The organism is Aquabacterium sp. OR-4 (assembly GCF_025290835.2).
Classification (GTDB): Bacteria; Pseudomonadota; Gammaproteobacteria; order Burkholderiales; family Burkholderiaceae_C; genus Pseudaquabacterium.
The window spans coordinates 1,878,176-1,902,482 of the sequence record NZ_JAOCQD020000002.1 but is presented as its reverse complement, the minus strand read 5'-3'; the positions used below and the strand labels follow the sequence as shown (position 1 = coordinate 1,902,482).

Genomic DNA, 24,307 nt, shown 5'->3' with positions numbered 1-24,307 from the left:
GCTTCACGATGCCTTCGATGCCCACTGCCCCTTCCGGCGCCGCGCCGCTCAAGCCGCCCGGCGCGCTGGCCCGCCTGCGCGACAGCGATGTCTGGTACGCCTTCTGCCGCTCGCCGGTGGCCATCGGCTCGACGCTGATCGCGCTGGCCTGCCTGGCCTGCGCGCTGTTCACGCCCTGGCTGGCGCCGCACAACCCGCAAGACCTGGCCTCGCTCGATCTGATGGATGCGCGCCTGCCGCCGGCCTGGATGCCTGAAGGCAAGGCCAGCTACTGGCTGGGCACCGATGACCAGGGCCGCGACATCGTCTCGTCGCTGATGTACGGCTTGCGCATCTCGCTGTTCGTGGGCCTGGCCTCGGTGGCGCTGTCGCTGGTGATCGGCGTGGGCCTGGGCCTGCTGGCCGGCTTTGTGGGCGGCCGGGTCGATGCCTTCATCATGCGCGTGTGCGACGTGATGCTGTCGTTTCCGGCCATCCTGGTGGCGCTGCTGATCGATGGCGTGGGCCGCGCGATGTTTCCCGATGCCCACGAGACCCTGGCCTTCTCGGTGCTGATCCTGGCGATCTCGCTGACCGGCTGGGTGCAGTACGCACGCACTGTGCGCGGCAGCACGATGGTCGAGCGGCAGAAGGAGTACGTGCAGGCGGCGCGCGTGATCGGCGTGTCGTCGCTGCGCATCATGCGCCGCCATGTGCTGCCCAATGTGCTGGGGCCGGTGTTCATCCTGGCCACCATCCAGGTGGCCTCGGCCATCATCACCGAGGCCACGCTGTCGTTTCTGGGGGTGGGCGTGCCGCCCACCTCGCCCTCGCTGGGCACGCTGATTCGCATCGGCCAGGACTTTTTGTTCTCGGGCGAGTGGTGGATCACCATCTTTCCCGGCCTGGTGCTGATCCTGGTGGCCCTGAGCGTGAACCTGCTCGGCGACTGGCTGCGCGATGCGCTGAACCCGCGCCTGCGCTGATGACCACCGCTTTCGATCCGATGTCTTCCCAAGCCCTGCTCGAAGTGCGCCACCTGCGGGTGGAGTTCCCCACCCGGCGCGGCACGCTGCGCGCACTCGACGACGTGTCGTTTGCCATCGCCCCCGGCGAGATCCTCGGCGTGGTGGGTGAATCCGGCGCCGGCAAGTCGCTCACCGGTGCGGCCATCATCGGCCTGCTCGAGCCGCCGGGCCGGGTGGCGGGCGGCGAGATCCACTTCGACGGCCAGCGCATCGACCACCTGGCACCCGAGGCCATGCGCCGCATTCGCGGCCGCCAGATCGGCGCCATCTTCCAGGATCCGCTGACCTCGCTGAACCCGCTGTTCACCGTGGGCCAGCAGATCGTCGAGACGGTGCAGGTGCACCTGGGCCTGGATGCCGCGGCGGCGCGCCAGCGCGCCATCCAGCTGCTGCGCGACACCGGCATCCCGGCGCCCGAGCAGCGGGTGGATCACTACCCGCACCAGTTCTCCGGCGGCATGCGCCAGCGCGTGGTGATCGCGCTGGCGCTGGCGGCCGAGCCGCGCCTGATCGTCGCCGACGAGCCGACCACCGCGCTCGATGTGTCGATCCAGGCCCAGATCATCGGCCTGCTGAAAAAGCTCACCAAGGGCGAGGCCGGCAACGCCGCCCCCGCGGCCGTGGCGCCGGCCAGCCTGGCACCACTGCCCCACGGTGCCGCCGTGATGCTGGTGACGCACGACATGGGCGTGATCGCCGAGGCCTGCGACCGCGTGGCGGTGATGTACGCCGGCCGCATTGTCGAGATCGGGCCGGTGGCCGATGTCATCCACCGCCCCGCGCACCCCTACACCATCGGCCTGATGGGATCGATTCCGTCCATGGACCACACGAGCGAGCGCCTCGCGCAGATCGACGGCGCCATGCCGAGGCTCAATGCCATCCCCACCGGCTGCGCCTTCAACCCGCGCTGTCCCCAGGCGTTCGAGCGCTGTCGCAGCGAGCGGCCCGATCTGATGGCGGCCGGGGCCACGCGGGCGGCATGCTGGCTGCATGCGCCCGGCGAGGGGCAGGCATGAGCGCGCTGGTGCAAGTCGACGGGCTGGCCAAGACCTTCGATGTCTCGGCGCCCTGGCTCAACCGCGTGGTCGAGCGCAAGCCGCGGCAGTTTGTGCATGCGGTCGACGGTGTCAGCTTCAGCATCGAGCGGGGCCAGACGCTGGCCCTGGTGGGTGAGTCGGGCTGCGGCAAGAGCACCGTGGCGCGCCTGCTGGTGGGCCTGTACCCGCCCAGCCGCGGCACGGTGCAGTTCGACGGCGCCGACACGCGCCACACGCTGGCCGGCAGCGGCGCGCGCGCGCTGCGCCGGCGCATGCAGATGATCTTTCAAGATCCGTATGCCAGCCTGAACCCGCGCTGGGCGGTGCGCGACATCGTTGGCGAGCCGCTGCGCGAGCATGGCCTGGTCACCGAGGATGCCGCGCTGGCCGATCGCGTGGCCGCGCTGCTGGCCCAGGTGGGCCTGTCGGCAGCCGACATGGCGAAGTTTCCGCACCAGTTCTCGGGCGGGCAGCGCCAGCGCATCTCGATCGCCCGCGCGCTGGCCACCGAGCCCGAGTTCCTGATCTGCGACGAGCCCACCTCGGCGCTGGATGTCTCGGTGCAGGCCCAGGTGCTGAACATCATGAAGGAGCTGCAGCGCCGCCGCGGCCTGACCTACCTGTTCATCTCGCACAACCTGGCCGTGGTGCACCATGTGGCCGACCGGGTGGGCGTGATGTACCTGGGCCGGCTGGTGGAGCTGGCCGAGCGCAGCACGCTGTTCAACACGCCGCGGCATCCGTACACGCGCATGCTGCTCGATGCCATTCCCGACATCGCGATGACCGGCCGCCAGCGCACGCCGGTGCAGGGCGAGGTGCCCAACCCGCTGAACCCGCCCAGCGGCTGCGCCTTCCACCCGCGCTGCCCGCATGCCAATGCGCGCTGCAGTGCCGAGCGGCCCGAGCTGACCGAGTTCAAGGGCATCCGCGTGGCCTGCCACGCCGTGACCGAAGGCCGGATTTAGAACCGCCCGTCAATGCGCGGCGCGGGTCGAGCGCCGGGCCGCTCCCAAGCCGGCCCGCGACCCGCCCGGCGGGTGGCGCCGCGTGCACGCGGCGCCGGGTGCCGTCAGTTCTCAGACCTCGTCGCGCAACAGGTCCTGCACCTGTTCGCGGCGGCGGATCAGCGTGATGCTGCCCTGGTCCAGCATCACCTCGGCCGCGCGCGGGCGGGTGTTGTAGTTGCTGGCCATGCTCATGCCATAGGCGCCGGCCGAGAGCACGGCCAGCACATCGCCTTCGCGCACGGCCAGCGTGCGGTCGCGGCCCAGCCAGTCGCCCGACTCGCACACCGGGCCCACCACGTCGCAGGCCTGTGCCGGCACATCGTGCCGCGCCTGGCAGGGCTCGATGGCCATCCAGGCCTCGTACATGGCCGGGCGCACCAGGTCGTTCATCGCCGCATCGACGATGCAGAAGTTCTTGCTGCCCTCGCTGCCGTCGCCAGGCTTGAGCACCAGCACCTCGGCCAGCAGCACACCGGCATTGCCCACCAGCGAGCGGCCGGGCTCGAACAGCACCTCGCGGTGGCCGTGGCCGCGGGCGTCGATGCGCGCCAGCAGCGCGCCCACCAGCACATCGGCGGCCGGCGGCTGCTCGTCGCTGTAGGTGATGCCCAGGCCGCCGCCCAGGTCGAGGTGGTGGATCTGCAGGCCGTCGGCCTCGATCTGCTCCACCAGGTCGAGCAGGCGGTCCAGCGCATCCAGGTAGGGGCTGGCATCGGTGATCTGCGAGCCGATGTGGCAGTCGATGCCCACCACGCGCAGCCCCGGCAGGCCGGCCGCCAGCCGGTAGACCGCGCGCGCGCGCTGGTGCGCCACGCCGAACTTGTTGCCCTTCAGCCCGGTGGAGATGTAGGGATGGGTGCCGGCATCGACGTCGGGGTTCACGCGCAGGCTCACCGCGGCGGTGCGACCCAGGCCGCTGGCCACCTGCGACAGCGTGTGCAGCTCCGACTCGCTCTCGACGTTGAAGCACTTGACGCCGGCTTCGAGCGCCACGCGCATCTCGGCGCGCGTCTTGCCGACGCCCGAGAACACCACCTTGGCCGGATCGCCACCGGCGGCCACCACGCGGGCCAGCTCGCCGGCCGACACGATGTCGAAGCCGCAGCCCAGCGCCGCGAAGGTGCGCAATACCGCCAGGCTGCTGTTGGCCTTCATCGCGTAGCACAGCAGGTGTGGCCGGCCGGCCAGCGCGCGCTGGTAGGCCGCCGCGGCGCTGAGCATCGCGTTGCGCGAATAGGCGTACAGCGGCGTGCCGTGGCTGCGGGCCAGGGCCTCGAGCGAGACACCGTCGAACCACAAGGCGCCGTCGGCGCGGCGTTCAAGAAAGGGGGCGCCGGGCAGGGCGGTCATCGGGAGGCTCCGGCAGCGGCAGGGGAGGTGTGGTTGGCGGCGGGCACCGAGGCGGCCGCCCCGGCGGCGGTGGCGCCGGGCAGGGCCAGCGGCCCCTTCTGGCCGCAGGCCGAGACCAGCAGCGCGGTGCCCAGCAGGGCGGCGCGCAACCCGATCCGCCCGGCGCGCTTGCCCGACGCACGGCATGGGGCACAGGCCCTCGCTACACTCGATCGCAATGTCATCCGCCGAATTTTACCGACCATGAGCACCGCCGCCCCTGCTGCCACGCCGCTGTCCGACGCCGAGTTCCGCCGCCTCACCGGCGACGTGCTGGCCGCCATCGAGGCCACGGTCGACCGCTGGCTGGAGGCCGATGTCATCGACATCGACGTGCACCGCACTGGCGGCCTGCTGGAGATGAGCTTTCCGGGCGGTAGCAAGATCGTGGTCAACACCCAGCCGCCGCTGCACGAGCTGTGGCTGGCCTCGCGCGCGGCGGGCCAGCACTTCAGGCATGTGGATGGGCGCTGGCTGGACACGCGCGAGGGCGGCGAGTTTTTTGCCGAGCTGTCGCGCCAGGCCAGCGCGCAGGGTGGCAAGGCGCTGAGCTTCGAGCCGCCGGCGGCCTGAGCGCGGCGCGGCCTCGGGCGCTTGCCGCCCGAAGCGTCAGCGGAAGAGATCCAGGATGCCCTTTTTCTCTTCTTCGCTGGCCGGCTTGGGCAGTTTGTCGTCGAGGCCGACGCTGCTGATGCCCTCGCCACCGCCGAACTCCTCGAACACCCAGTCACCGCCGCGCTGGACCAGGCCCTCGGGCACCGGCAGGGTCTGCTCGGGCAGTTTCTTCAGCGCATGCTGCATGAACTCGATCCACACCGGAAGCGCCAGGCCGCCACCGGTTTCGCGATCGCCCAGCTTGCGCGGCGCGTCGTAGCCGATCCACACCACCGCCACCAGGTTGGGCTGGAAGCCGGCGAACCAGGCGTCCATCGAGTCGTTGGTGGTGCCGGTCTTGCCGTAGAGATCCATGCGCCGGAAGCTCTGGTACACCTTGGCGGCGGTGCCGGAGCGGGTGACTTCGCCCATCAGCTGGGTCATCACGAAGGCGTTGCGGGCGTCGATGGCGCGGGCTGACTCATCGGCCGGGGCCATCGGGGCCTGCATCAGCACGCGGCCCTTGGCATCGGCAATGCGCGTGATCAGCGCCAGCGCACTGCGCAGGCCGCCGCTGGCAAACACGCCGTAGGCGCTGGCCATCTGCAGCGGCGTCACCGAGCCGGCGCCCAACGCCATGGTCAGGTAGGCCGGGTGCTTGTCGGCGTCAAAGCCGAAGCGCGTGGTCCAGTCTTGCGCAAACCGCACGCCGGTGGACTGCAGCACGCGGATCGAGACCATGTTCTTCGACTTGGCCAGCGCCGTCTTCAGCGCCATCGCGCCCTCGAACTTGCCGTCGTAGTTCTTGGGCTCCCACGGCTGGCTGCCGGTGGTGCCAGCGTCGAAAAACAGCGGGGCGTCGTTCACCACCGTCATCGGGGTGAAGCCCTTCTCGAGCGCCGCCGAGTAGATGAAGGGCTTGAAGCTCGACCCCGGCTGGCGCCAGGCCTGGGTGACATGGTTGAACTTGTTCTTGCCGAAGTCGAAGCCGCCCACCAGCGCGCGGATGGCGCCGTTGCGCGGGTCGAGCGCCACGAAGGCGCCTTCCACCTCGGGCAGCTGGGTCAGCGTCCAGTCGCCCTTGGCCCCGCGCACCGCGCGCACCACCGCGCCGCGGCGGATCTGCTTGTGGGCCTCGGCCTTGTCGGCCAGGCCCGAGGTCACCGGCTCCAGGCCCTTGCCGGACACGCTGATCTGCTCGCCGCTCTGCAGCACCGCCAGCACCTTGCGCGGCGATGCCTCCAGCACCACGGCGGCCTTGAGTTCGTCGTTGTCGGGATGCTCGGCCAGGGCCTCGGCCACGCGGGCATCCAGCGCTGCGGCGTCGGTCGGCAGCTCGACAAAGCCTTCGGGGCCGCGGTAGTGCTGGCGGCGCTCGTAGTCGAGCAGGCCGCGGCGCAAGGCCCGGTAGGCGGCGGCCTGGTCGCCCGAATCAATGGTGATCGTCACGTTCAGGCCGCGGGTGGTGGTGTCGGCGCCGTACTGGCTGGCCACCAGCTGGCGCACCGTCTCGGTCACGAACTCGGCATGCACCGCGTTGTCGGTGGGCGTGCGCAGCCGCGGTGTTTCAGCCCGTGCGCGCTCGGCCTGCTCTTCGGTGATGAAGCCGTTGGCCTCCATGCGGTCGATGATGTGCTGCTGGCGCCGCTTGGCCCGCTGCGGGTTGCTCACCGGGTTGTAGGCCGAGGGCGCCTGCGGCAGGCCGGCCAGCATCGCGGCCTCGGCCACGCTGAGGTCTTTGAGCGCCTTGCCGTAATAGATCTCGGCCGCCGCGGCAAAACCGTAGGCGCGCTGGCCCAGAAAGATCTGGTTCATGTACAGCTCGAGGATCTGGTCCTTGCCGAGCTGGCGCTCGATCTTCAGCGCCAGCAGGATCTCGTAGATCTTGCGCGTGAAGGTCTTTTCGGTGCTCAGGTAGAAGTTGCGCGCCACCTGCATGGTGATGGTGCTGGCACCCTGGCTCTTGGCCTTGTTGAACTGCGCCAGTCCGGCGCGCAGCACGCCGACATAGTCGACCCCGCCGTGGCGGTAGAAGCGCGCGTCCTCGATCGCGAGCACCGCGTCCTTCATTACCTTGGGGATCTGTGCGATCGGTGTGAAGGTGCGCCGCTCCTCGCCAAACTCGCCCAGCAGCACGCCGTCGGCCGAGAACACCCGCAGCGGCAGCTTGGGCCGGTAGTCGGCCAGGCCGTTGATCTCAGGCAGGTTGGGATAGGCCACCGCCAGCGCCACCGCCACCAGCATGGCCACGCACAGGCCGACGGCCAGCAGCGTGCCGCCGGCCCAGGCCAGGGCGCGCAGCCACCAGCGGCGCGCCGGCGCGCTGCGCACCGCAGAAGTGGGGGCCGCCGCGGGCCGCTCGGTCTGGCTCATGTGGGCGGCAAGTGTATAGAAAGCGCGCGTGTCAGCCCCCGCCTGCCGAGGGGCCGCTAACGAGGGGTGGACGAGGCCTTGCGCCTTGTTTCAAATGGCCTTCTTGGCGTGTGCGAAGCGCAACGGCGCAGAGGGTGCGAAACGGTAAATATCTTTGGGCTACAAAGGCTTTACTGCTAGCATTGAAGTAACTTCTTAAGTATTGCCACCCCTTTTGGCCAGGCCGTATATGGCTGCCGGGAGACGTCACCCTTGAGCTTTCTGGACCTGCTGCTGGGTCGCAAGCATCCGCCGATGATCGGGCTGGACATCAGCTCGTCCAGCGCCAAGCTGGTCGAGCTGGGCCAGACCGCGAGCGGCGAGTTCGTGCTGGAGCGGCTGGCCACCGAGCCTTTCGAGAAGGGCTGGATCACCGACGGGCAGATCGAGAAGTTCGACGAGGTGGTGGCTGCCGTGCGCAAGCTGCTCACCAAGAGCGACTCCAAGACCCGCCAGGTGGCCATGGCCATGCCGCAATCGGCGGTGATCACCAAGCGCATCATGCTGCCCGCCGGCCTGAGCGAAGACGAGCTCGAGCTGCAGGTCGAATCCGAGGCCAACCAGTACATCCCGTTCTCTCTGGACGAGGTGAGCCTCGACTTCTGCGTCATCGGCCCCAGCCAGACCTCCAGCGGCGACGTCGAGGTCTTGATCGCCGCGTCGCGCAAAGAGCGCGTGCAAGATCGCCAGGGCCTGGCCGAGGCCTCGGGCCTCAGGCCCATGGTGCTCGACATTGAAAGCCACGCCTCGCTGCTGGCCATGGGTCGCCTGGTGCAGTCGCTGCCGCAAGAAGGCCGTGACGCGCTGGTGGCGCTGTTCGAGATCGGGGCCGACACCACCAGCCTGAAGGTGCTGCGCGAGGGCGAAATGCTCTATGACCGCGACCAGGCCTTTGGTGGTTCGCAGCTCACCACGCTGATCTCGCGCCAGTACGGTTTCTCGTTCGAAGAGGCCGAGCAGAAGAAGCTGGCCGCCGATCTGCCCGAAGACTACGAGTCGGCCATCCTGGTGCCCTTTGTCGACAGCCTGTCGCAGGAAATCGGGCGCGCGCTGCAGTACTTCTTCACCAGCACGCCGCACCACAAGGTGCACTACGTGATGCTGGCCGGCGGCACGGCCGGGCTGCCGGGCCTGAAGGACCGGGTCACCGAACTGACCGGTTTTGCCTCGATGGTGGTGAACCCGTTCGAAGGCATGAAGATGGGCTCGGGCGTGCGTGAGGCCAAGGTGCGCAAGGACGCGCCCTCGTACCTCACCGCCTGTGGTCTGGCGATGCGCAGGTTTCTCGCATGATCCTCATCAACCTGCTGCCGCACCGCGAAGAGCGGCGTCGCCAGCGCAAGCGCAACTTCTTTGTCGGCCTGGGTCTGGCCGCGGTGGCCGGTGCCGTGGGTGCCGGGGTGTGGATGGTCGCGCTGCAGCAGCTCACGCAGCAGCAGGAGGCGCGCAACGACTTCCTGCGCGTCGAGATCCGCAAGCTCGAGGCGCAGATCAAGGACATCGCCACCCTTAAGAACGACATCGAGGGCCTGAAGGCGCGCCAGGCGGCGGTAGAAGACCTGCAGCTCAACCGCAACGTGCCGGTGCACCTGCTCGACGAGCTGGTCAAGCAGACGCCCGAAGGCGTGTACCTCACCGCCGTGCGCCAGACCGATTCGGTGGTGCAGGTCAGCGGTGTGGCGCAGACCAACGAGCGCGTGTCCGAGTTCCTGCGCAACACGCAGAACAACTCGCAATGGCTCAGCCGGGTGGAGCTGGTCGAGATCAAGGCCGTCACGCTGCCGCCGGCGGCCGGTGCGCGTGATCCGCGCCGCCTGTTCGAGTTTTCCATGCGCATGACGGTGAAGCTGCCGGGCGCGCCGGCGGCCGGCGCCTCGGCGCCGTCGGGTGCCGCGTCGGCCCGGGCCGCCTGAGAAAGTTCGAGATGGCCACTCGCAGTACCCGCCCCGCATCGCTGGATGTCTCCGCCCTGGCCAACAAGGCCAGCGCGCAGTTCCGCGGCCTGAACACCCGTGAGCCCGGCCAGTGGCCGCTGCTGCCCAAGTTTTGCGCCTGGCTGGGCGCGGCCGCGCTGGCCCTGGGGCTGGGCTGGGTGCTGGTGGTTTCCAGCGCCGCCGACAACCTCGAGGCCGCGCGCAATGTCGAGCCCGGCCTCAAGACCGACTACCGCGCCAAGCTGGGCCAGGCGGTCAACCTGTCCGAGCTGCGCAAGCAGAAGCAGCAGGTGCAGGAATACGTCACCCAGCTCGAGCGTCAGCTGCCCGGCAAGGCCGAGATGGACGCGCTGCTGTCCGACATCAACCAGGCCGGCATCGGCCGCGGCCTGCAGTTCGACCTGTTCCGCCCGGGGCAGAACGAGGTCAAGGATTACTACGCCGTGCTGCCGATCACTCTGCGCGTGACCGGTCGCTACCACGACATCGGGGCGTTCGCCGCCGATGTGTCCAACCTGTCGCGCATCGTCACCCTGCACAACCTGGCCATCACGCCGGTGGGCAAGGAGGCCGGCAGCAACCTGACGATGGACGCCGTGGCGCGCACCTACCGCTACCTGGATGTGGCCGAGCTGGCCGAAGTGCGCAAGGCCCGCGCCGCCGCCGAAGCCGCCAAGGCCAAGGGGGCGCGCAAGTGAGCCCGCAAGTGAGTCCGCATCTGAGCCTGCATCTGAGCCCACAGGCGAGCGCGCACGTCAGCCGGCGCCCCGTGATGCACCGCGGCCGCTGCGTTGCGCTGTTGCTGTCCGCCGCCGCCCTGCTGAGCGCCTGCGATGGCGAGCAGCAGGAGCTGCAGGCCTGGATGGACGAGCAGCGCCGCGTGGTCAAGCCCAGCGTCGAGCCACTGGCCGCGCCGAAGAAGTTCGACCCCGCGCCCTACGAGGCGGCGCAGGCGGTCGACCCCTTCAGCAACCAGAAGCTGGCGGTGGCGGTCAAACAGGAAGCGCGGCAACCCAACTCGGTGTTCGCGGCCGAGTTCAACCGCCGCAAGGAGCCGCTGGAGGCTTACCCGCTCGACGCGATGTCGATGGTGGGCAGCGTCACCAAGAGCGGTGTGCAGTTCGCGTTGCTCAAGGTCGACAACCTGCTCTACCAGGTCAAGCTGGGTGAGCACCTGGGGCAGAACTACGGACGCATCACGCGCATCACCGAAACCGAGGTGACGCTGCGCGAGATCGTGCAGGACGCCACCGGCGAGTGGACCGAACGTGCCGGCACGCTCCAGCTGCAGGAGAAGGCGCGATGAGATCAATGCAGGAGAACACCATGCGCAAGTGGCGCGCCAGGCTAGCCGCCCGGTTGTTGGCAAGCGGTCTGGCTTTGGCGGCGCCGCTGATGGCGATGGCCGAGAACAGCATCCGTTCGATCACCAGCACCCAGCAGGCCGGGACGGACGTGGTGCGCATCGAGCTGGCCGAGCCGCTCACGGCGGTGCCCAGCGGGTTTGCTGTGCAGGCGCCGCCTCGGGTGGCGCTCGATCTGCCGGCGGTGGCCAATGGCATGGGGCGCAACACGGTCGACATCAACCAGGGCAACCTGCGCTCGGTGGCCGTGGCCCAGACCGGTGAACGCACGCGCCTGGTGCTGAACCTGCGCCAGGCCGCCAGCTACCGCGCCGAACTGCAGGGCAAGGTGCTGGTGGTGGTGCTGGACGGCGGGGCTGCGCCGCAAGCCGTGGCCTCGACCGGCGAGGCCACGCACTTTGCCAAGGCCGAGAACACCGAGGCGCTGCCGCTGCGCGACATCGACTTCCGCCGCGGCGCCGATGGCGCCGGCCGCATCGTGGTGGCGCTGGCCAGCACGCAGGTGGGGGTCGACATCCGCCAGCAAGGCCAGAGCCTGGTGGTCGAGTTTCTGCGCTCCAGCCTGCCGGCCACGCTGCGCCGCCGCCTCGACGTCACCGACTTCGGCACGCCGGTGCAAAGCGTGTCGGCGTTCCAGAGCGGCGACCGGGTGCGCATGATGGTCGAGCCCAAGGGGGCCTGGGAGCACAGCGCCTACCAGAGCGACAACCAGTTCGTGCTCGAGGTGCGACCGGTCAAGACCGATCCGAACAAGCTCACGCAGGGTCCGGGCTTTGGTGGCCAGAAGCTGAGCCTGAACTTCCAGAACATCGAGATCCGCGCGCTGCTGCAGGTCATTGCCGACTTCACCGACTTCAACGTCGTCACCAGTGACACCGTCACCGGCAATGTCACGCTGCGCCTGAAGGACGTGCCCTGGGACCAGGCGCTCGACATCATCCTGCAGAGCAAGGGCCTGGGGGTGAAGAAGAGCGGCAATGTGCTGTGGATCGCGCCCAAGGACGAGCTCTCGGCCAAGGAGCAGCTCGACCTCGAGGCCAAGAAGAAGCTGGCCGATCTGGAGCCGCTGCGCACCCAGGCCTTCCAGCTGAACTACACCAAGGCCGAAGAGGTGGCCAAGGGCCTGTCCGGACAGAACACTTCGTCGGGTTCGTCGTCCAGCGGTGGCAGTTCGGCCGCGCAGACGCAGCGCATCCTGTCGCCGCGCGGCAGCGTGCTGTTCGAGACCCGCACCAACCAGCTCTTCGTCAGCGACATCCCGAGCAAGCTCGAGGAGATCATGCAGCTGATCGCCAAGATCGACATCCCGGTGCGCCAGGTGCTGATCGAGGCGCGCATCGTCGAGGCCGACGACAAGTTCGGCCGTGCGCTCGGTGTGAAGCTGGGTGCGGTGGATCTGCGCGGCCTGGCCGGTGGCGTGCCCGGCGCCAGCGTTGGTGGCGGCAACTACGTGCAAATCGGCAGCAACTACACCACCAACTACAAGCAGCTGGGCGTGATGGCCGACAACACCATCACCGATGTCGGCACGCAGATGGTGAGCCTGCCGGCCAATACCAGCGCGCTGGGCAGTGCCTCGGCGGCCACGCTGGCGCTGTCGCTGTTCAGCCCCTCGGCCAACCGCATCCTGAACCTCGAACTGTCGGCACTCGAGGCCGACGGCAAGGGCAAGATCGTGTCCAGCCCGCGGGTGATCACCGCCGACCAGGGCAAGGCCATCATTGAGCAGGGTGAAGAAATCCCCTACCAGGTGGCCAGCTCCAGTGGCGCCACCAGCATCCAGTTCAAGAAGGCCAGCCTGAAGCTGGAGGTCACGCCGCAGATCACCCCCGAGGGCAGCGTGATCATGGATCTGGATGTGGCCAAGGACAGCCGCGGCGCCAACACCACGGCCGGCCCGGCCATCAACACCAAGCACGCCAAGACGCAGGTGCTGGTGGAGAACGGCGGCACGGTGGTGATCGGCGGCATCTTCACGCAGGACGAACGCACCGACGTCAACAAGGTGCCCTTCCTGGGTGACGTGCCGGTGGTGGGCAACCTGTTCAAGAACACCACCAAGTACACCAACAAGACAGAACTGCTGATCTTCATCACGCCGAAGATCGTGACCGAACGCGCCCAGGTGCGCTGAGTTCGGGCAGATCAGCACAACGCCCGAGCGGGAGCGCTTCGATGAGTTTCGTGAAGTTCAAATCATGGCTGGCCACGCTGGTCACCGTGGCCCTGGTGGGCTGCGGTGGCGGCGGTGGCGATGCCGGTACGCCGTTCATCGGTGGTGGCGGCGGCTCGTCCTCGGCGGCCAAGGTGGATGTGAGCACCAGCAATGCAACGCTGGGCGATGGCAGCAGCACGGTCACCATCACCGCGGTGGTCAAGGACGCCAACAACGTGGCGCTGCCGTCAACGGCGATCACCTGGGCGGCCAGCGCGGGCTCGCTGACGGGTGCGGCCACCACCACGGACGCCACCGGTACCGCCATCGCCACCTTCTCGGCGGTGGATCGCAGTGCCGGCACGGCCACCATCTCGGCCACCTCGGGTTCAGCCAAGGGCAGCACCAGCGTCGCACTGCAAGGCACCCGCAGTGTCGTGGTCAGCTCGAATGCTGCCGCCGTTGGTACCGACGGCAGCTCACTGAGCATCACCGCCGTGGTCAAGGACGCCAACAACGTGGCCATCAGCGGCGCCACGGTGGCCTGGCAGACGTCGGCAGGCAGCCTGAGCGGACAAAGCTCGGTGACCAACGCGAGCGGCGTGGCCACGGCCACCTTCACGCCCACCGGTGTGAATCCGGCGACCACGCCTGTGGCCACCATCAGCGTTGCCTCGGGCAGCGGCACGGCGGCCCAGACCGGCTCGGTGCAGGTGGGTATCAGCCCCACCACGACGTCCATCGAAATCACGGCCGCGCAGGCCAGCATCGGCACTGGCGGGGAGCAAGTGCTGATCACGGCGTTCGTGAAGGACGGCAACAACCTGGCCAAGGTCGGCGCGCCGGTGAGTTGGAGCGTCGACAGAGGCCGTTTCAGCAGCGTGGTGTCAACCAGCAATGCCAATGGCGTGGCCACGGCGGCCCTGGATGCCGGCAGTGACAAGAGCAACCGCACGGCAGTGGTCACCGTGGTGTCGGGCGCTGCGCGCCAAACGCTGAACGTGCCGTTCGTCAACACCAAGCTCGCTGTCTCGGGTGCCACCACCCTGAACATCGGTACGACGATGCAGTTGACCTACACCGCCACCGACTCCAAGGGCGTGGTCATCCCCGGCGTCACCCTGGGCCTGAGCAGCACACTCGGCAATGGCTTGCCGGCGAGTGCAAGCACCGACGCTGCAGGGCAAGCGGTGGTGACCTACACGGCCACCAAGTCGGGTGCCGATTCAGTCACCGTGACTGGTGCTGGCGCATCGGTCACCACCGGCGTCACGGTCAGCGGCAGCGAAGAGGATCTCGCCTTCGTCAGCCCGGTTGCCAGCGCCAAGGTGGTGGTGGGCCAGGCCCAAAACCTCACCGTCCGCTACCGCAAGGCGGGCGCTGCGCAGTCTGGCGTTGCCATCAATCTGGCAGCCACGATCGGTGTGCTGGGTTCCAGCAGCGTGGTCACCGACGCGACCGGCCAGGCCACCGTGAGCATCGTCTCCGGCTTTGCCGGATCGTCCGTCGTCAGCGCCACGCTGGCTGGCAGCGCCGCAGTGCAGGGCACCTTGCCGCTGAGTTTCATCGCGACAACACCGGCTAGCCTGGTGCTGCAGGTCACCCCGACCGCGCTGGCGCCCAACACCGCCGGCAGCACGACCAACCAGGCCACTGTGCTGGCCAAGGTGACCGACGCCAGTGGCAACCCAGTGGCCGATGCGACGGTGAACTTCAGCCAGGTGTCCGATCCCAGTGGTGGGCGACTGCAGCAGGCCTCGGCCGTGACCGATCTGAACGGCGTGGCCACGGTGCAGTACGTGTCCGGCGCCGAGAGCACGGCCAGCGGCGCAGTGCAACTCAAGGGCACGGTTGCCAGCAGCACGTCGGTCACCGGCACGGCCTTGTTGACCGTTAACCAGAGCGCGCTGTTCATCGCGCTGGGCACGGGCAACACCATCTCGAACTTCGACAACCAGACCTACGAGAAGAACTGGACCGTCTACGTCACCGATGCCAACGGGGTGCGCGTGACCAACGTGCCGGTGACGATCAAGGTGATCCCCAACTACTACATCAAGGGCAATCTGGTGTGGAGCGAGACGGAGTCGTTCTGGGTTTACCAGACCGCCAGGAGTTGCCTGAACGAAGACCGCGCCAACCTCAACGGCCGCCTCGACGCGGGTGAAGACACCAACGGCGACGGCGTGCTGACGCCGGGCAACCTGGTGGCCTTGCTGGCCTCGACGGTGACAACCGATGCCAACGGCGTGGCCACGATCACCATGCGCTACGCAGAGAGCATCGCCTCCTGGATGGGCGTTCGCCTGACGGCCACGGCCATCGTGGCGGGCACCGAGTCGGTCACGTACAAGGACTTCCCGCTCGACAAGCTGTCGGGGGACTACAGCGTCAAGACGGTCTCGCCCGCCGGCGCCAACAGCCCGTTCGGCGTCGACACCAGCACGTGCTCCAACCCCAACTGAGCATTGCCCTGGTGGGCATGCCGGGTTCCGGCAAGTCCACCGTGGGCCGGCAGTTGGCGCGCCACCTGGATTGGCGCTTCTTCGACAGTGACCATGTGATCGAGCAGCAGATTGGCTGCCCGATCCGGCTGTTCTTCGAGCAGCAGGGCGAGGCGGCCTTTCGCGATGTCGAGCAGCGCGTGGTGGCCGACCTGGCGCGCGAGCGCGGCGTGGTGCTGGCCACCGGTGGCGGCACGGTGCTGCGCGAGGCCAATCGCCGCGCCCTGGCCGAGCACTGCGTGGTGGTGTACCTGCGCTCCTCGCCCGAGGAGCTGTTTCGCCGCCTGCGCCACGACACGCAGCGGCCGCTGCTGCAGGTGAATGATCCGCTCAAGCGCCTGCGTGACCTGTTTCGCGAGCGTGATCCGCTCTACCGCGATGCGGCGGGCTATGTCATCGAGACCGGCCGGCCGTCGGTGCCCACCCTGGTCAACATGATCCTGATGCAGCTCGAGCTGGTGGGGGTGCTCGATCCGGCGCGCCCGCCGCCTGAGTCGCTGCGCAACGCGACCGGGCACTGAGCGCCCGGGCGGGCCCGCTTCTGCCCGCCGCCGACCGGATGGCAGCCGACCCGGCCCGGTGCGCCGGGCGAGACCGGCTCACGCTCAGGCTCTAGCTAAGGCGCCGGCCCCGGCTCCGGCCCCGGCGCGCCGGCCAGGCCGCGGCTTCTGGCCCGGCGCCGAGCGCTGGCTGGCGCCGCATACACTGGCCGCATGAGCCTTGTTCCGACCTTGCGCGTGCCAATCGATCTGGGCGAGCGCAGCTACGACATCCTGATCGGTACCGGCCTGCTGGCCGACGATGCGGGCTGGGACGACCTGCCGCGCTCGGCCGATGCGCTGATCGTCAGCAACACCACCGTGGCGCCGCTGTATGCCGAGCGTCTGGCTGCGCGCCTGGCCACGCGCCATCGGCGGGTACTGCAGGTGGCGCTGCCCGACGGTGAGCAGCACAAGGACTGGCAGACGCTCAACCTGGTGTTCGATGCGCTGCTGGCCGCCGGCTGCGACCGCAAGACCGTGCTGTATGCGCTGGGCGGTGGCGTGGTGGGCGACATGTGCGGCTTTGCCGCCGCCTGCTACATGCGTGGCGTGCCCTTTGTGCAGGTGCCCACCACCTTGCTGGCGCAGGTGGATTCGTCGGTGGGCGGCAAGACGGCCGTGAACCACCCGCTGGGCAAGAACATGATCGGCGCGTTCTACCAGCCCTTGCGCGTGCTGTGCGATCTGGACGTGCTCGACACCCTGCCCGCGCGCGAGCTGTCGGCCGGCCTGGCCGAGGTCATCAAGTACGGCCCGATCGCCGACATGGCCTTCCTCGACTGGATCGAGGCCCAGCTGCCGGCGCTGCTGGCGCGCGACAAGGCCGCGCTGGCGCATGCCGTGCGGCGCAGCTGCGAGATCAAGGCCTGGGTGGTGGGCGAAGACGAGCGCGAGGGCGGCCTGCGCGCGATCCTCAACTTCGGCCACACCTTCGGCCATGCCATCGAGGCCGTCATGGGCTACGGCGCCTGGCTGCATGGCGAGGCGGTGGGCTGCGGCATGGTGCTGGCTGCCGCTCTGTCGCAGCGCCTGGGCCTGGTGGATGCCGCCTTCGTGGCCCGCGTGCAGCGCCTGGTGGCGGCGGCCGGGCTGCCGGTGCAGGCGCCGCCGATGCCGCTGGCGCGCTGGTTCGACCTGATGCGGGTGGACAAGAAGGCCGAAGGCGGCGAGATCCGTTTCGTCCTGATCGACGGTCCCGGCAAGGCCTGCATGCGCGCCGCGCCCGATGCCCTGGTGGCCGAGGTGATCAGCGCACACAGCGCGGCGGCCTGAGCGCCGTAACGGCATGCACACGCAGGCGAAGCTGGCGTAGGGCAGGGTGGGGCGCACAGCATGGTGAATCAACAGCCCGCGGCCCCCGATCTGGGCATCAACCCGCTCACCCGCTTGGCGCCCTGGGCCTGCGACGCCGCGGCCAGCCGCGGCCGCCAATACCCGGTGGCGCCCACGCGTGACCGCAACGACTTTCAGCGTGACCGCGACCGCATCGTGCACAGCACGGCGTTCCGGCGCCTGGTCTACAAGACCCAGGTGTTCCTGAACCACGAGGGCGACCTGTTCCGCACCCGGCTCACCCATTCGCTCGAGGTGGCGCAGCTGGGCCGCGCCATCGCCCGCACGCTGGGCCTCAACGAAGACCTGGTCGAGGCCATCGCGCTGGCGCACGACCTGGGCCACACGCCCTTCGGCCATGCCGGGCAGGACGCGCTGCATGCCTGCATGGCCGAGCACGGCGGTTTCGAGCACAACCTGCAGAGCCTTCGTGTGGTGGATGTGCTGGAGGCGCGCTACGCCGCCTTTGACGGCCTGAACCTCAGCTTCGAGACGCGCGAGGGCATCCTCAAGCACTGCAGCCGGCGCGATGCCCAGGCGCTGGAGGCGGCCGAGCCGCAGGGCGTGGCTCGGCGCTTTCTGGATGGCACGCAGCCCAGCCTGGAGGCCCAGCTCACCGATCTGGCCGATGCCATTGCCTACAACGCGCACGACATCGACGACGGCGTGCGCTCGGGTCTGATCACGCTGGACCAGGTGGCCGAGCTGCCGCTGGTGCGCCAGCACCGCGACGCCGCGCTGGCCGAGTTTCCGGCGCTGGCCCACGACCGCGGCCGCCGCCTGCTGTACGAGACCATCCGCCGCATGCTGTCGGCCCAGGTGCATGACGTGATCGACGCCTCGGCCGCGCGCCTGCGCCACGCGGCGCCAGCCAGTCCCGACGCGGTGCGCGCACTGCCGCGGCTGATCGGTTTCTCGGACGCCATGCGCGCGCAGGGCACGGCGCTCAAGCGCCTGCTGTTCCAGGCGCTGTACCGCCATCCGCAGGTCAACCGCAGCACCGAGGTGGCGCGCCGCGTGGTGCAGACCCTGTTTGCCGCCTATGTGGATGCGCCGCAGGAAATGGGCGCCGATTTCAGCGCCCGTGCCGATCGCCACCGCGCGGTGGCCGACTATGTGGCCGGCATGACCGACCGCTTTGCGCTGCGCGAACACCGCCGCCTGACCGGGCAGGACGCGTTCGCCGAGCTGGGGGTCTGAGCGCAATGAACTGCCGCGCGGCGGCCCGCCGGAGGCGCTGAATGGCCCGCCTGCCGCGCCTGGCCGTGGCCGGCCTGGTGCACCTGGTCACGCTGGCCGGGCACAACCACCAGCCGGTGTTTGCCGACGACGATGACCGGCGCCAGTTTCTGCTGGCGCTGCGCGAGGCGGTGGTGCCGCGGCGCGTGGCGGTGCTGGGCTGGGCCCTGGCGCTCGACCATGTGCACCTGCTGCTGCGGCCCGAGGCGGCGGCCGACCTGGCCAGCGCGATGCAGGCGCTGGGCCGGCGCTATGTGGCGGTGTTCAACCACCGCCACGCGCGCAGCGGCACGCTGTGGGCCGGCCGCTACCGTGCCGCGGTGCTGCAGCCCGGCGCCGCGCTGCTGGAGGCCATGCTGTTTGTCGACAGCCATGCGCTGCGTGCCGGCGTGGTGGCGGCGATCGAGGACGATTTGTGGAGCAGCGCGCGGCCGCACCTGGGGCTGACCCGCGATGCGCTGCTGACCGAGGGCCCCGACTGGTGGGCGCTGGGCAACACCCCTTTCGAGCGCGAGGCCCAGTGGCGCCAGCGCCTTGCCGAAGGCCTGCGTCTGCCGCGGGCCGCGGCGCTGGGTGCTGCCAGCCGCGGGGGCTGGGCGCTGGGCGACGCGGCGTTTCTGGCCGCGCTGGCGGCCGACACCGGCCGGCCGCTGCAGCCACGCAAGCGCGGCCGGCCGCCGCGCAGCGGCACGCCAGCGGCGAGTGGCGGCGGTTGAACCCTGATCGCGCAGCGCCGGTCCAGCCGACCGGTCCGCGCGGCCATCGGCCCAGGCCGGCCCGGTCGGCACCTGGGTGCGACTCTTGCTCCGATGTCGCGTCCAGCAGAGATCTCAACTCTGTCCCCATTTGTTTCGCACCATCAAAGTGCTGCCGTTTGAAATGACTCTGACCCCATTTATTAGCGGTTGAGCCACGTGCTGCACTGCAGTAAATTCCGCTTCCCCTGTTTTGCCAGCGAAGGAGTGCGCATGCCCGCGTCCACGCCCGCCACCCCCCTGTCCACCGTCATGACCAGCGCCGCCGAAATCGACGCGCTGGCCCAGGCCGGCCTGTACGACCCCGCCAACGAGAAAGACGCCTGTGGCGTCGGCTTCGTGGCCCACATCAAGGGTCAGCGCGCGCACCACATCGTGCAGCAGGGTCTGAAGATCCTCGAGAACCTCGACCACCGCGGCGCGGTGGGCGCCGACAAGCTGATGGGCGACGGCGCCGGCATCCTGATCCAGATCCCGGACGAGTTCTACCGCGCCGAGATGGCCGCCCAGGGCATCGTGCTGCCGCCCCCGGGCGAGTACGGCGTGGGCATGATCTTCCTGCCCAAGGAGCACGCCAGCCGCCTGGCCTGCGAGCAGGAGCTGGTGCGCGCGGTCAAGGCCGAGGGCCAGGTGCTGCTGGGCTGGCGCGACGTGCCCATCGACCTCGAGATGCCGATGTCGCCCATGGTGCGCGCCAAGGAGCCGGTGATCCGCCAGATCTTCATCGGCCGCGGCCCCGATGTGATCGTGCCCGATGCGCTGGAGCGCAAGCTCTACGTCATCCGCAAGACCGCCTCGGCCGCCATCCAGCGCCTGAAGCTGACGCACAGCCGCGAGTACTACGTGCCCAGCATGAGCTGCCGCACCATCATCTACAAGGGCCTGCTGCTGGCCGACCAGGTGGGCGTGTACTTCAAGGACCTGGCCGACGAGCGCGTGGTCTCGGCCCTGGCCCTGGTGCACCAGCGCTTTTCCACCAACACCTTCCCCGAGTGGCCGCTGGCCCACCCGTACCGCATGGTCGCGCACAACGGCGAGATCAACACGGTCAAGGGCAACTTCAACTGGATGCGCGCCCGTGAAGGCGTGATGAAGAGCCCGGTGCTGGGCGACGACCTGAGCAAGCTCTACCCGATCAGCTTCGAGGGCCAGAGCGACACCGCCACCTTCGACAACGCGCTCGAGCTGCTCACCATGAGCGGCTACCCGCTGGCCCACGCGGCCATGATGATGATCCCCGAGGCCTGGGAGAACCACGAGCTGATGGACACCCGTCGCCGTGCGTTCTACGAGTACCACGCCGCGATGATCGAGCCCTGGGACGGCCCGGCCGCGATGGTCTTCACCGACGGCAAGCAGATCGGCGCCACGCTCGACCGCAACGGCCTGCGCCCGGCCCGCTACATCGTCACCAACGACGACCTGGTGGTGATGGCCTCCGAGAGCGGCGTGCTGCCCATCCCCGAAAACCGCATCGTCAAGAAGTGGCGCCTGCAGCCCGGCAAGATGTTCCTGATCGACCTGGAGCAGGGCCGCATCATCGACGACGAGGAGCTCAAGGCCCAGTACGCCAGCGCGCGCCCCTACCGCCAGTGGATCGAGCAGGTGCGCGTGCGCCTCGACTCGCTGGAGGTCACCGCCGGCCCGGCGGCTGATTTCGCCGAGCCGCTGCTCGACCGCCAGCAGGCCTTCGGCTACACCCAGGAAGACATCAAGTTCCTGCTGGCCCCGATGGCCGCGGCCGGCGAGGAAGCCATCGGCTCGATGGGCAACGACAGCCCGCTGGCCGTGCTGAGCGACAAGAACAAGCCGCTCTACAACTACTTCAAGCAGCTGTTCGCCCAGGTCACGAACCCGCCGATCGACCCGATCCGCGAGGCCATCGTGATGAGCCTGAACAGCTTCATCGGCCCGCGCCCCAACCTGCTGGACATCAATGCGGTGAACCCGCCGATGCGCCTGGAGGTGGCCCAGCCCATCCTCGACTTCGACGACATGGCGCGCCTGCGCGCCATCGCCGAGCGCACCGGCGGCAAGTTCAAGAGCTACGAGCTCGACATCACCTACCCGCTGGCCTGGGGCCACGAAGGCGTCGAGGCCAAGCTGGCCAGCCTGTGTGCCGAGGCGGTGGACGCGCTCGGCTCGGGCCACAACATCATCATCATCACCGACCGCCGCATGGGCCGCGAGCAGGTGGCCATTCCGGCCCTGCTGGCGCTCAGCGCGGTGCACCACCATCTGGTGCGTGCCGGCCTGCGCACCACCGTGGGCCTGGTGGTCGAAACCGGTTCGGCGCGCGAGGTGCATCACTTCGCGGTGCTGGCCGGCTACGGCGCCGAGGCCGTGCACCCCTACTTGGCGATGGAAACCCTGGCGGCCATGCATGCCGAGCTGCCGGGCCAGCTGTCGGCCGAGAAGGCGATCTACAACTACGTCAAGGCCATCGGCAAGGGCCTGTCGAAGATCATGTCCAAGATGGGCGTGTCGACCTACATGTCGTACTGCGGCGCCCAGCTGTTCGAGGCCATCGGCCTGCAGAAGGACTTCGTGCAGAAGTTCTTCCGCGGCACCTCCACCCAGGTGGGCGGCATCGGCGTGTTCGAGGTGGCCGAGGAGGCGCTGCGCACCCACCGCGCCGCCTTCAGCAGCGACCCGGTGCTGGCCACCATGCTCGAGGCCGGCGGCGAGTACGCCTGGCGCTCGCGCGGCGAAGAGCACATGTGGACGCCCGACGCCATTGCCAAGCTGCAGCACAGCACGCGCGCCGGCAAGTTCGAGACCTACAAGGAATACGCCCAGATCATCAACGACCAGAGCAAGCGCCACCTGACGCTGCGCGGTCTGTTCGAGTTCAAGGTCGATCCCAGCAAGGCCATCCCGGTGGAAGAGGTCGAGTCGGCGGCCGACATCGTCAAGCGCTTCGCCACTGGCGCGATGAGCCTGGGCTCGATCTCGACCGAGGCGCACAGCACGCTGGCCCTGGCCATGAACCGCATCGGCGGCAAGAGCAACACCGGCGAAGGTGGCGAAGACCCGGCGCGCTACCGCAACGAGCTCAAGGGCATCAAGATCACGCAGGGCACCAAGGTGTCCGACGTGATCGGCAGCAAGGTCATCGAGTCCGACTACGAGATGCGCGACGGCGACAGCCTGCGCTCCAAGATCAAGCAGGTGGCCTCGGGCCGCTTCGGTGTGACCACCGAGTACCTGGTCTCGGCCGACCAGATCCAGATCAAGATGGCCCAAGGCGCCAAGCCCGGCGAGGGCGGCCAGCTGCCCGGCGGCAAGGTCAGCGAGTACATCGGCTTCCTGCGCTACAGCGTGCCCGGCGTGGGCCTGATCTCGCCGCCGCCGCACCACGACATCTACTCGATCGAGGATCTGGCCCAGCTGATCCACGACCTGAAGAACGTCAACCCCAAGGCCGACATCAGCGTCAAGCTGGTGTCCGAGGTGGGCGTGGGCACCATCGCCGCCGGCGTCACCAAGTGCAAGGCCGACCACATCGTGATCGCCGGCCACGACGGCGGCACCGGTGCCTCGCCCTGGAGCTCGATCAAGCACGCCGGCTCGCCCTGGGAGCTGGGCCTGGCCGAGACCCAGCAGACCCTGGTGCTCAACCGCCTGCGCGGCCGCGTGCGGGTGCAGGCCGACGGCCAGATGAAGACCGGCCGCGACGTGGTCATCGGCGCGCTGCTGGGCGCCGATGAGTTCGGCTTCGCCACCGCGCCGCTGGTGGTCGAGGGCTGCATCATGATGCGCAAATGCCACCTCAACACCTGCCCGGTGGGTGTGGCCACGCAAGACCCGGTGCTGCGCGCCAAGTTCTCGGGCAAGCCCGAGCACGTGGTGAACTTCTTCTTCTTCATCGCCGAAGAAGCGCGCCAGATCATGGCCCAGCTGGGCATCCGCCGCTTCGACGACCTGATCGGCCGTGCCGACCTGCTCGACACGCGCAAGGCCATCAGCCACTGGAAGGCCCGCGGTCTCGACTTCTCCAAGGTCTTCCACATGCCGGCCGTGCCGGCCGAGGTGCCGCGCTTCCACGTCGATGCGCAAGACCACGGCCTGGGCCGGGCGCTCGACCAGCAGCTGATCGAGAAGTGCCAGCCCGCCATCCTGCGTGGCGAGAAGGTGCAGTTCATGCAGGACACGCGCAACGTCAACCGCTCGGTGGGCGCCATGCTGTCGGGCGAGCTGATCCGCCATCGCCCCGAAGGCCTGCCCGACCACACCATCTTCATGCAGATGGAGGGCACCGGCGGCCAGAGCTTCGGCGCCTTCCTGGCCCCGGGCATCACGCAGTACCTGATCGGTGACGCGAACGACTACACCGGCAAGGGCCTCAGCGGCGGCCGCGTGGTGGTGCGCCCGAGCATCGACTTCCGCGGCGACGCCAGCAAGAACATCATCATCGGCAACACCGCGCTGTTTGGTGCCACCAGCGGCGAGGCCTTCTTCCGCGGCGTGGCCGGCGAGCGCTTCGCGGTGCGCCTGTCGGGCGCCACCACGGTGGTCGAGGGCACGGGCGACCACGGCTGCGAGTACATGACCGGCGGCACCGCCGTGGTGCTGGGCAAGACCGGCCGCAACTTTGCCGCCGGCATGAGCGGCGGCATCGCCTACGTCTATGACGAAGACGGCCAGTTCGCCAAGCGCTGCAACACCGCCCAGGTGGCCCTCGAGAAGGTGCTGCCCAAGCTCGAGCAGGAGACCGCCGTGCCGCGCCCCGTGTGGCACCGCGACCAGGCCGACGAGGACCTGCTGAAGTCGCTGATCGAGCAGCACCACAGCTGGACCGGATCGCTGCGCGCCCGCGACATCCTCGACGACTGGGAGAACAGCCGCGCCCGCTTCGTCAAGGTGTTCCCCACCGAGTACAAGCGCGCGCTGGGCGAGATCCACGCCGCCAAGGCCAAGGACGAGACCATCGCCAAGGCCAGGGACAAGGGCGAACCCAAGTCCAAGGCCGCCAAGGCACCGGCCGGCAAGTAAGGCCCGCCCCGGCCACCCCGGCGGGTGGCCACCCC

At 69.0% G+C, this 24,307-nt stretch carries 18 protein-coding genes and 1 pseudogene; 16 read left to right on the top strand and 3 right to left on the bottom strand.

Going from position 1 to position 24,307, the window contains the following annotated elements:
- Nucleotides 1-17 precede the first annotated feature (17 nt).
- Genes N4G63_RS20585 through N4G63_RS20575 form a run of 3 tightly spaced genes read left to right on the top strand, consistent with a single transcriptional unit; the run spans nucleotide 18 to nucleotide 3,015 of the window.
- Nucleotides 18-965 carry an ABC transporter permease gene (locus tag N4G63_RS20585; protein WP_443112076.1) on the top strand — a complete coding sequence of 316 codons (948 nt, stop codon included), beginning with the start codon at nucleotides 18-20 and terminating at the stop codon, nucleotides 963-965.
- A 20-nt stretch (nucleotides 966-985) separates the two neighbouring features.
- A complete protein-coding gene (locus N4G63_RS20580) occupies nucleotides 986-2,026 on the top strand; it encodes an ABC transporter ATP-binding protein (protein ID WP_314600135.1) in 1,041 nt (346 codons plus the stop codon).
- Nucleotides 2,023-3,015, top strand: a complete 993-nt coding sequence (locus tag N4G63_RS20575; protein ID WP_260787018.1) for an ABC transporter ATP-binding protein — start codon at nucleotides 2,023-2,025, stop codon at nucleotides 3,013-3,015. Before N4G63_RS20580 ends, N4G63_RS20575 begins: the two co-directional genes overlap by 4 nt.
- Before the next feature lie 111 nt (nucleotides 3,016-3,126).
- Here the strand turns inward: N4G63_RS20575 and lysA are convergent, their stop codons facing one another.
- Both lysA and lptM read right to left on the bottom strand, forming a co-directional pair.
- On the bottom strand, nucleotides 3,127-4,407 hold the full coding sequence (lysA, locus tag N4G63_RS20570; RefSeq protein ID WP_260787019.1) for a diaminopimelate decarboxylase: 1,281 nt from the start codon (nucleotides 4,405-4,407) through the stop codon (nucleotides 3,127-3,129).
- A complete protein-coding gene (gene lptM / locus N4G63_RS20565; protein WP_260787020.1) occupies nucleotides 4,404-4,556 on the bottom strand; it encodes an LPS translocon maturation chaperone LptM in 153 nt (50 codons plus the stop codon). The genes lysA and lptM overlap by 4 nt, the downstream gene beginning before the upstream one ends.
- A gap of 94 nt (nucleotides 4,557-4,650) precedes the next feature.
- Here lptM and cyaY point away from each other — a divergent pair, with 94 nt between their 5' ends.
- Nucleotides 4,651-5,019: an iron donor protein CyaY gene (cyaY, locus tag N4G63_RS20560; RefSeq protein ID WP_260787021.1), complete on the top strand. Its 369-nt coding sequence runs from the start codon at nucleotides 4,651-4,653 to the stop codon at nucleotides 5,017-5,019.
- A gap of 36 nt (nucleotides 5,020-5,055) precedes the next feature.
- On the opposite strand, the gene N4G63_RS20555 is transcribed toward cyaY, so the two are convergent.
- Nucleotides 5,056-7,413 carry a penicillin-binding protein 1A gene (locus N4G63_RS20555; RefSeq protein WP_260787022.1) on the bottom strand — a complete coding sequence of 786 codons (2,358 nt, stop codon included), beginning with the start codon at nucleotides 7,411-7,413 and terminating at the stop codon, nucleotides 5,056-5,058.
- A 252-nt stretch (nucleotides 7,414-7,665) separates the two neighbouring features.
- Here N4G63_RS20555 and N4G63_RS20550 point away from each other — a divergent pair, with 252 nt between their 5' ends.
- The 12 genes and pseudogenes from N4G63_RS20550 (at nucleotide 7,666) to N4G63_RS20495 (ending at nucleotide 24,272) form a co-directional block, all read left to right on the top strand.
- Nucleotides 7,666-8,745 (top strand): pilus assembly protein PilM, encoded by a 1,080-nt coding sequence (locus N4G63_RS20550; RefSeq protein ID WP_443112075.1) that lies wholly within the window; start codon nucleotides 7,666-7,668, stop codon nucleotides 8,743-8,745.
- Nucleotides 8,742-9,365 (top strand): PilN domain-containing protein, encoded by a 624-nt coding sequence (locus N4G63_RS20545; protein WP_260787023.1) that lies wholly within the window; start codon nucleotides 8,742-8,744, stop codon nucleotides 9,363-9,365. Before N4G63_RS20550 ends, N4G63_RS20545 begins: the two co-directional genes overlap by 4 nt.
- A gap of 11 nt (nucleotides 9,366-9,376) precedes the next feature.
- Nucleotides 9,377-10,084 (top strand): type IV pilus inner membrane component PilO, encoded by a 708-nt coding sequence (locus N4G63_RS20540; protein WP_260787024.1) that lies wholly within the window; start codon nucleotides 9,377-9,379, stop codon nucleotides 10,082-10,084.
- A 74-nt stretch (nucleotides 10,085-10,158) separates the two neighbouring features.
- Entirely contained in the window at nucleotides 10,159-10,692 is a 534-nt protein-coding gene (locus tag N4G63_RS20535) for a pilus assembly protein PilP (protein WP_260787025.1), read from the top strand.
- Nucleotides 10,689-12,884, top strand: coding sequence for a type IV pilus secretin PilQ (locus N4G63_RS20530; RefSeq protein WP_314600134.1), 2,196 nt, complete (start codon nucleotides 10,689-10,691; stop codon nucleotides 12,882-12,884). The genes N4G63_RS20535 and N4G63_RS20530 overlap by 4 nt, the downstream gene beginning before the upstream one ends.
- Before the next feature lie 41 nt (nucleotides 12,885-12,925).
- Nucleotides 12,926-13,255 (top strand): annotated as a pseudogene (locus N4G63_RS28360) (Ig-like domain-containing protein); the annotation flags it as partial.
- 147 nt (nucleotides 13,256-13,402) lie between these two features.
- Complete coding sequence (locus N4G63_RS20520) at nucleotides 13,403-15,370, top strand: beta strand repeat-containing protein (RefSeq protein ID WP_260787028.1); 1,968 nt, start codon at nucleotides 13,403-13,405, stop codon at nucleotides 15,368-15,370.
- Nucleotides 15,367-15,930, top strand: a complete 564-nt coding sequence (locus N4G63_RS20515; protein ID WP_260787647.1) for a shikimate kinase — start codon at nucleotides 15,367-15,369, stop codon at nucleotides 15,928-15,930. Before N4G63_RS20520 ends, N4G63_RS20515 begins: the two co-directional genes overlap by 4 nt.
- A gap of 192 nt (nucleotides 15,931-16,122) precedes the next feature.
- Entirely contained in the window at nucleotides 16,123-17,223 is a 1,101-nt protein-coding gene (gene aroB / locus N4G63_RS20510) for a 3-dehydroquinate synthase (protein WP_260787029.1), read from the top strand.
- 60 nt (nucleotides 17,224-17,283) lie between these two features.
- Nucleotides 17,284-18,483, top strand: coding sequence for a deoxyguanosinetriphosphate triphosphohydrolase (locus tag N4G63_RS20505; protein ID WP_443112074.1), 1,200 nt, complete (start codon nucleotides 17,284-17,286; stop codon nucleotides 18,481-18,483).
- A 41-nt stretch (nucleotides 18,484-18,524) separates the two neighbouring features.
- Complete coding sequence (locus N4G63_RS20500; protein WP_260787030.1) at nucleotides 18,525-19,238, top strand: transposase; 714 nt, start codon at nucleotides 18,525-18,527, stop codon at nucleotides 19,236-19,238.
- 291 nt (nucleotides 19,239-19,529) lie between these two features.
- Entirely contained in the window at nucleotides 19,530-24,272 is a 4,743-nt protein-coding gene (locus tag N4G63_RS20495; RefSeq protein ID WP_260787649.1) for a glutamate synthase-related protein, read from the top strand.
- Nucleotides 24,273-24,307: the final 35 nt, after the last annotated feature.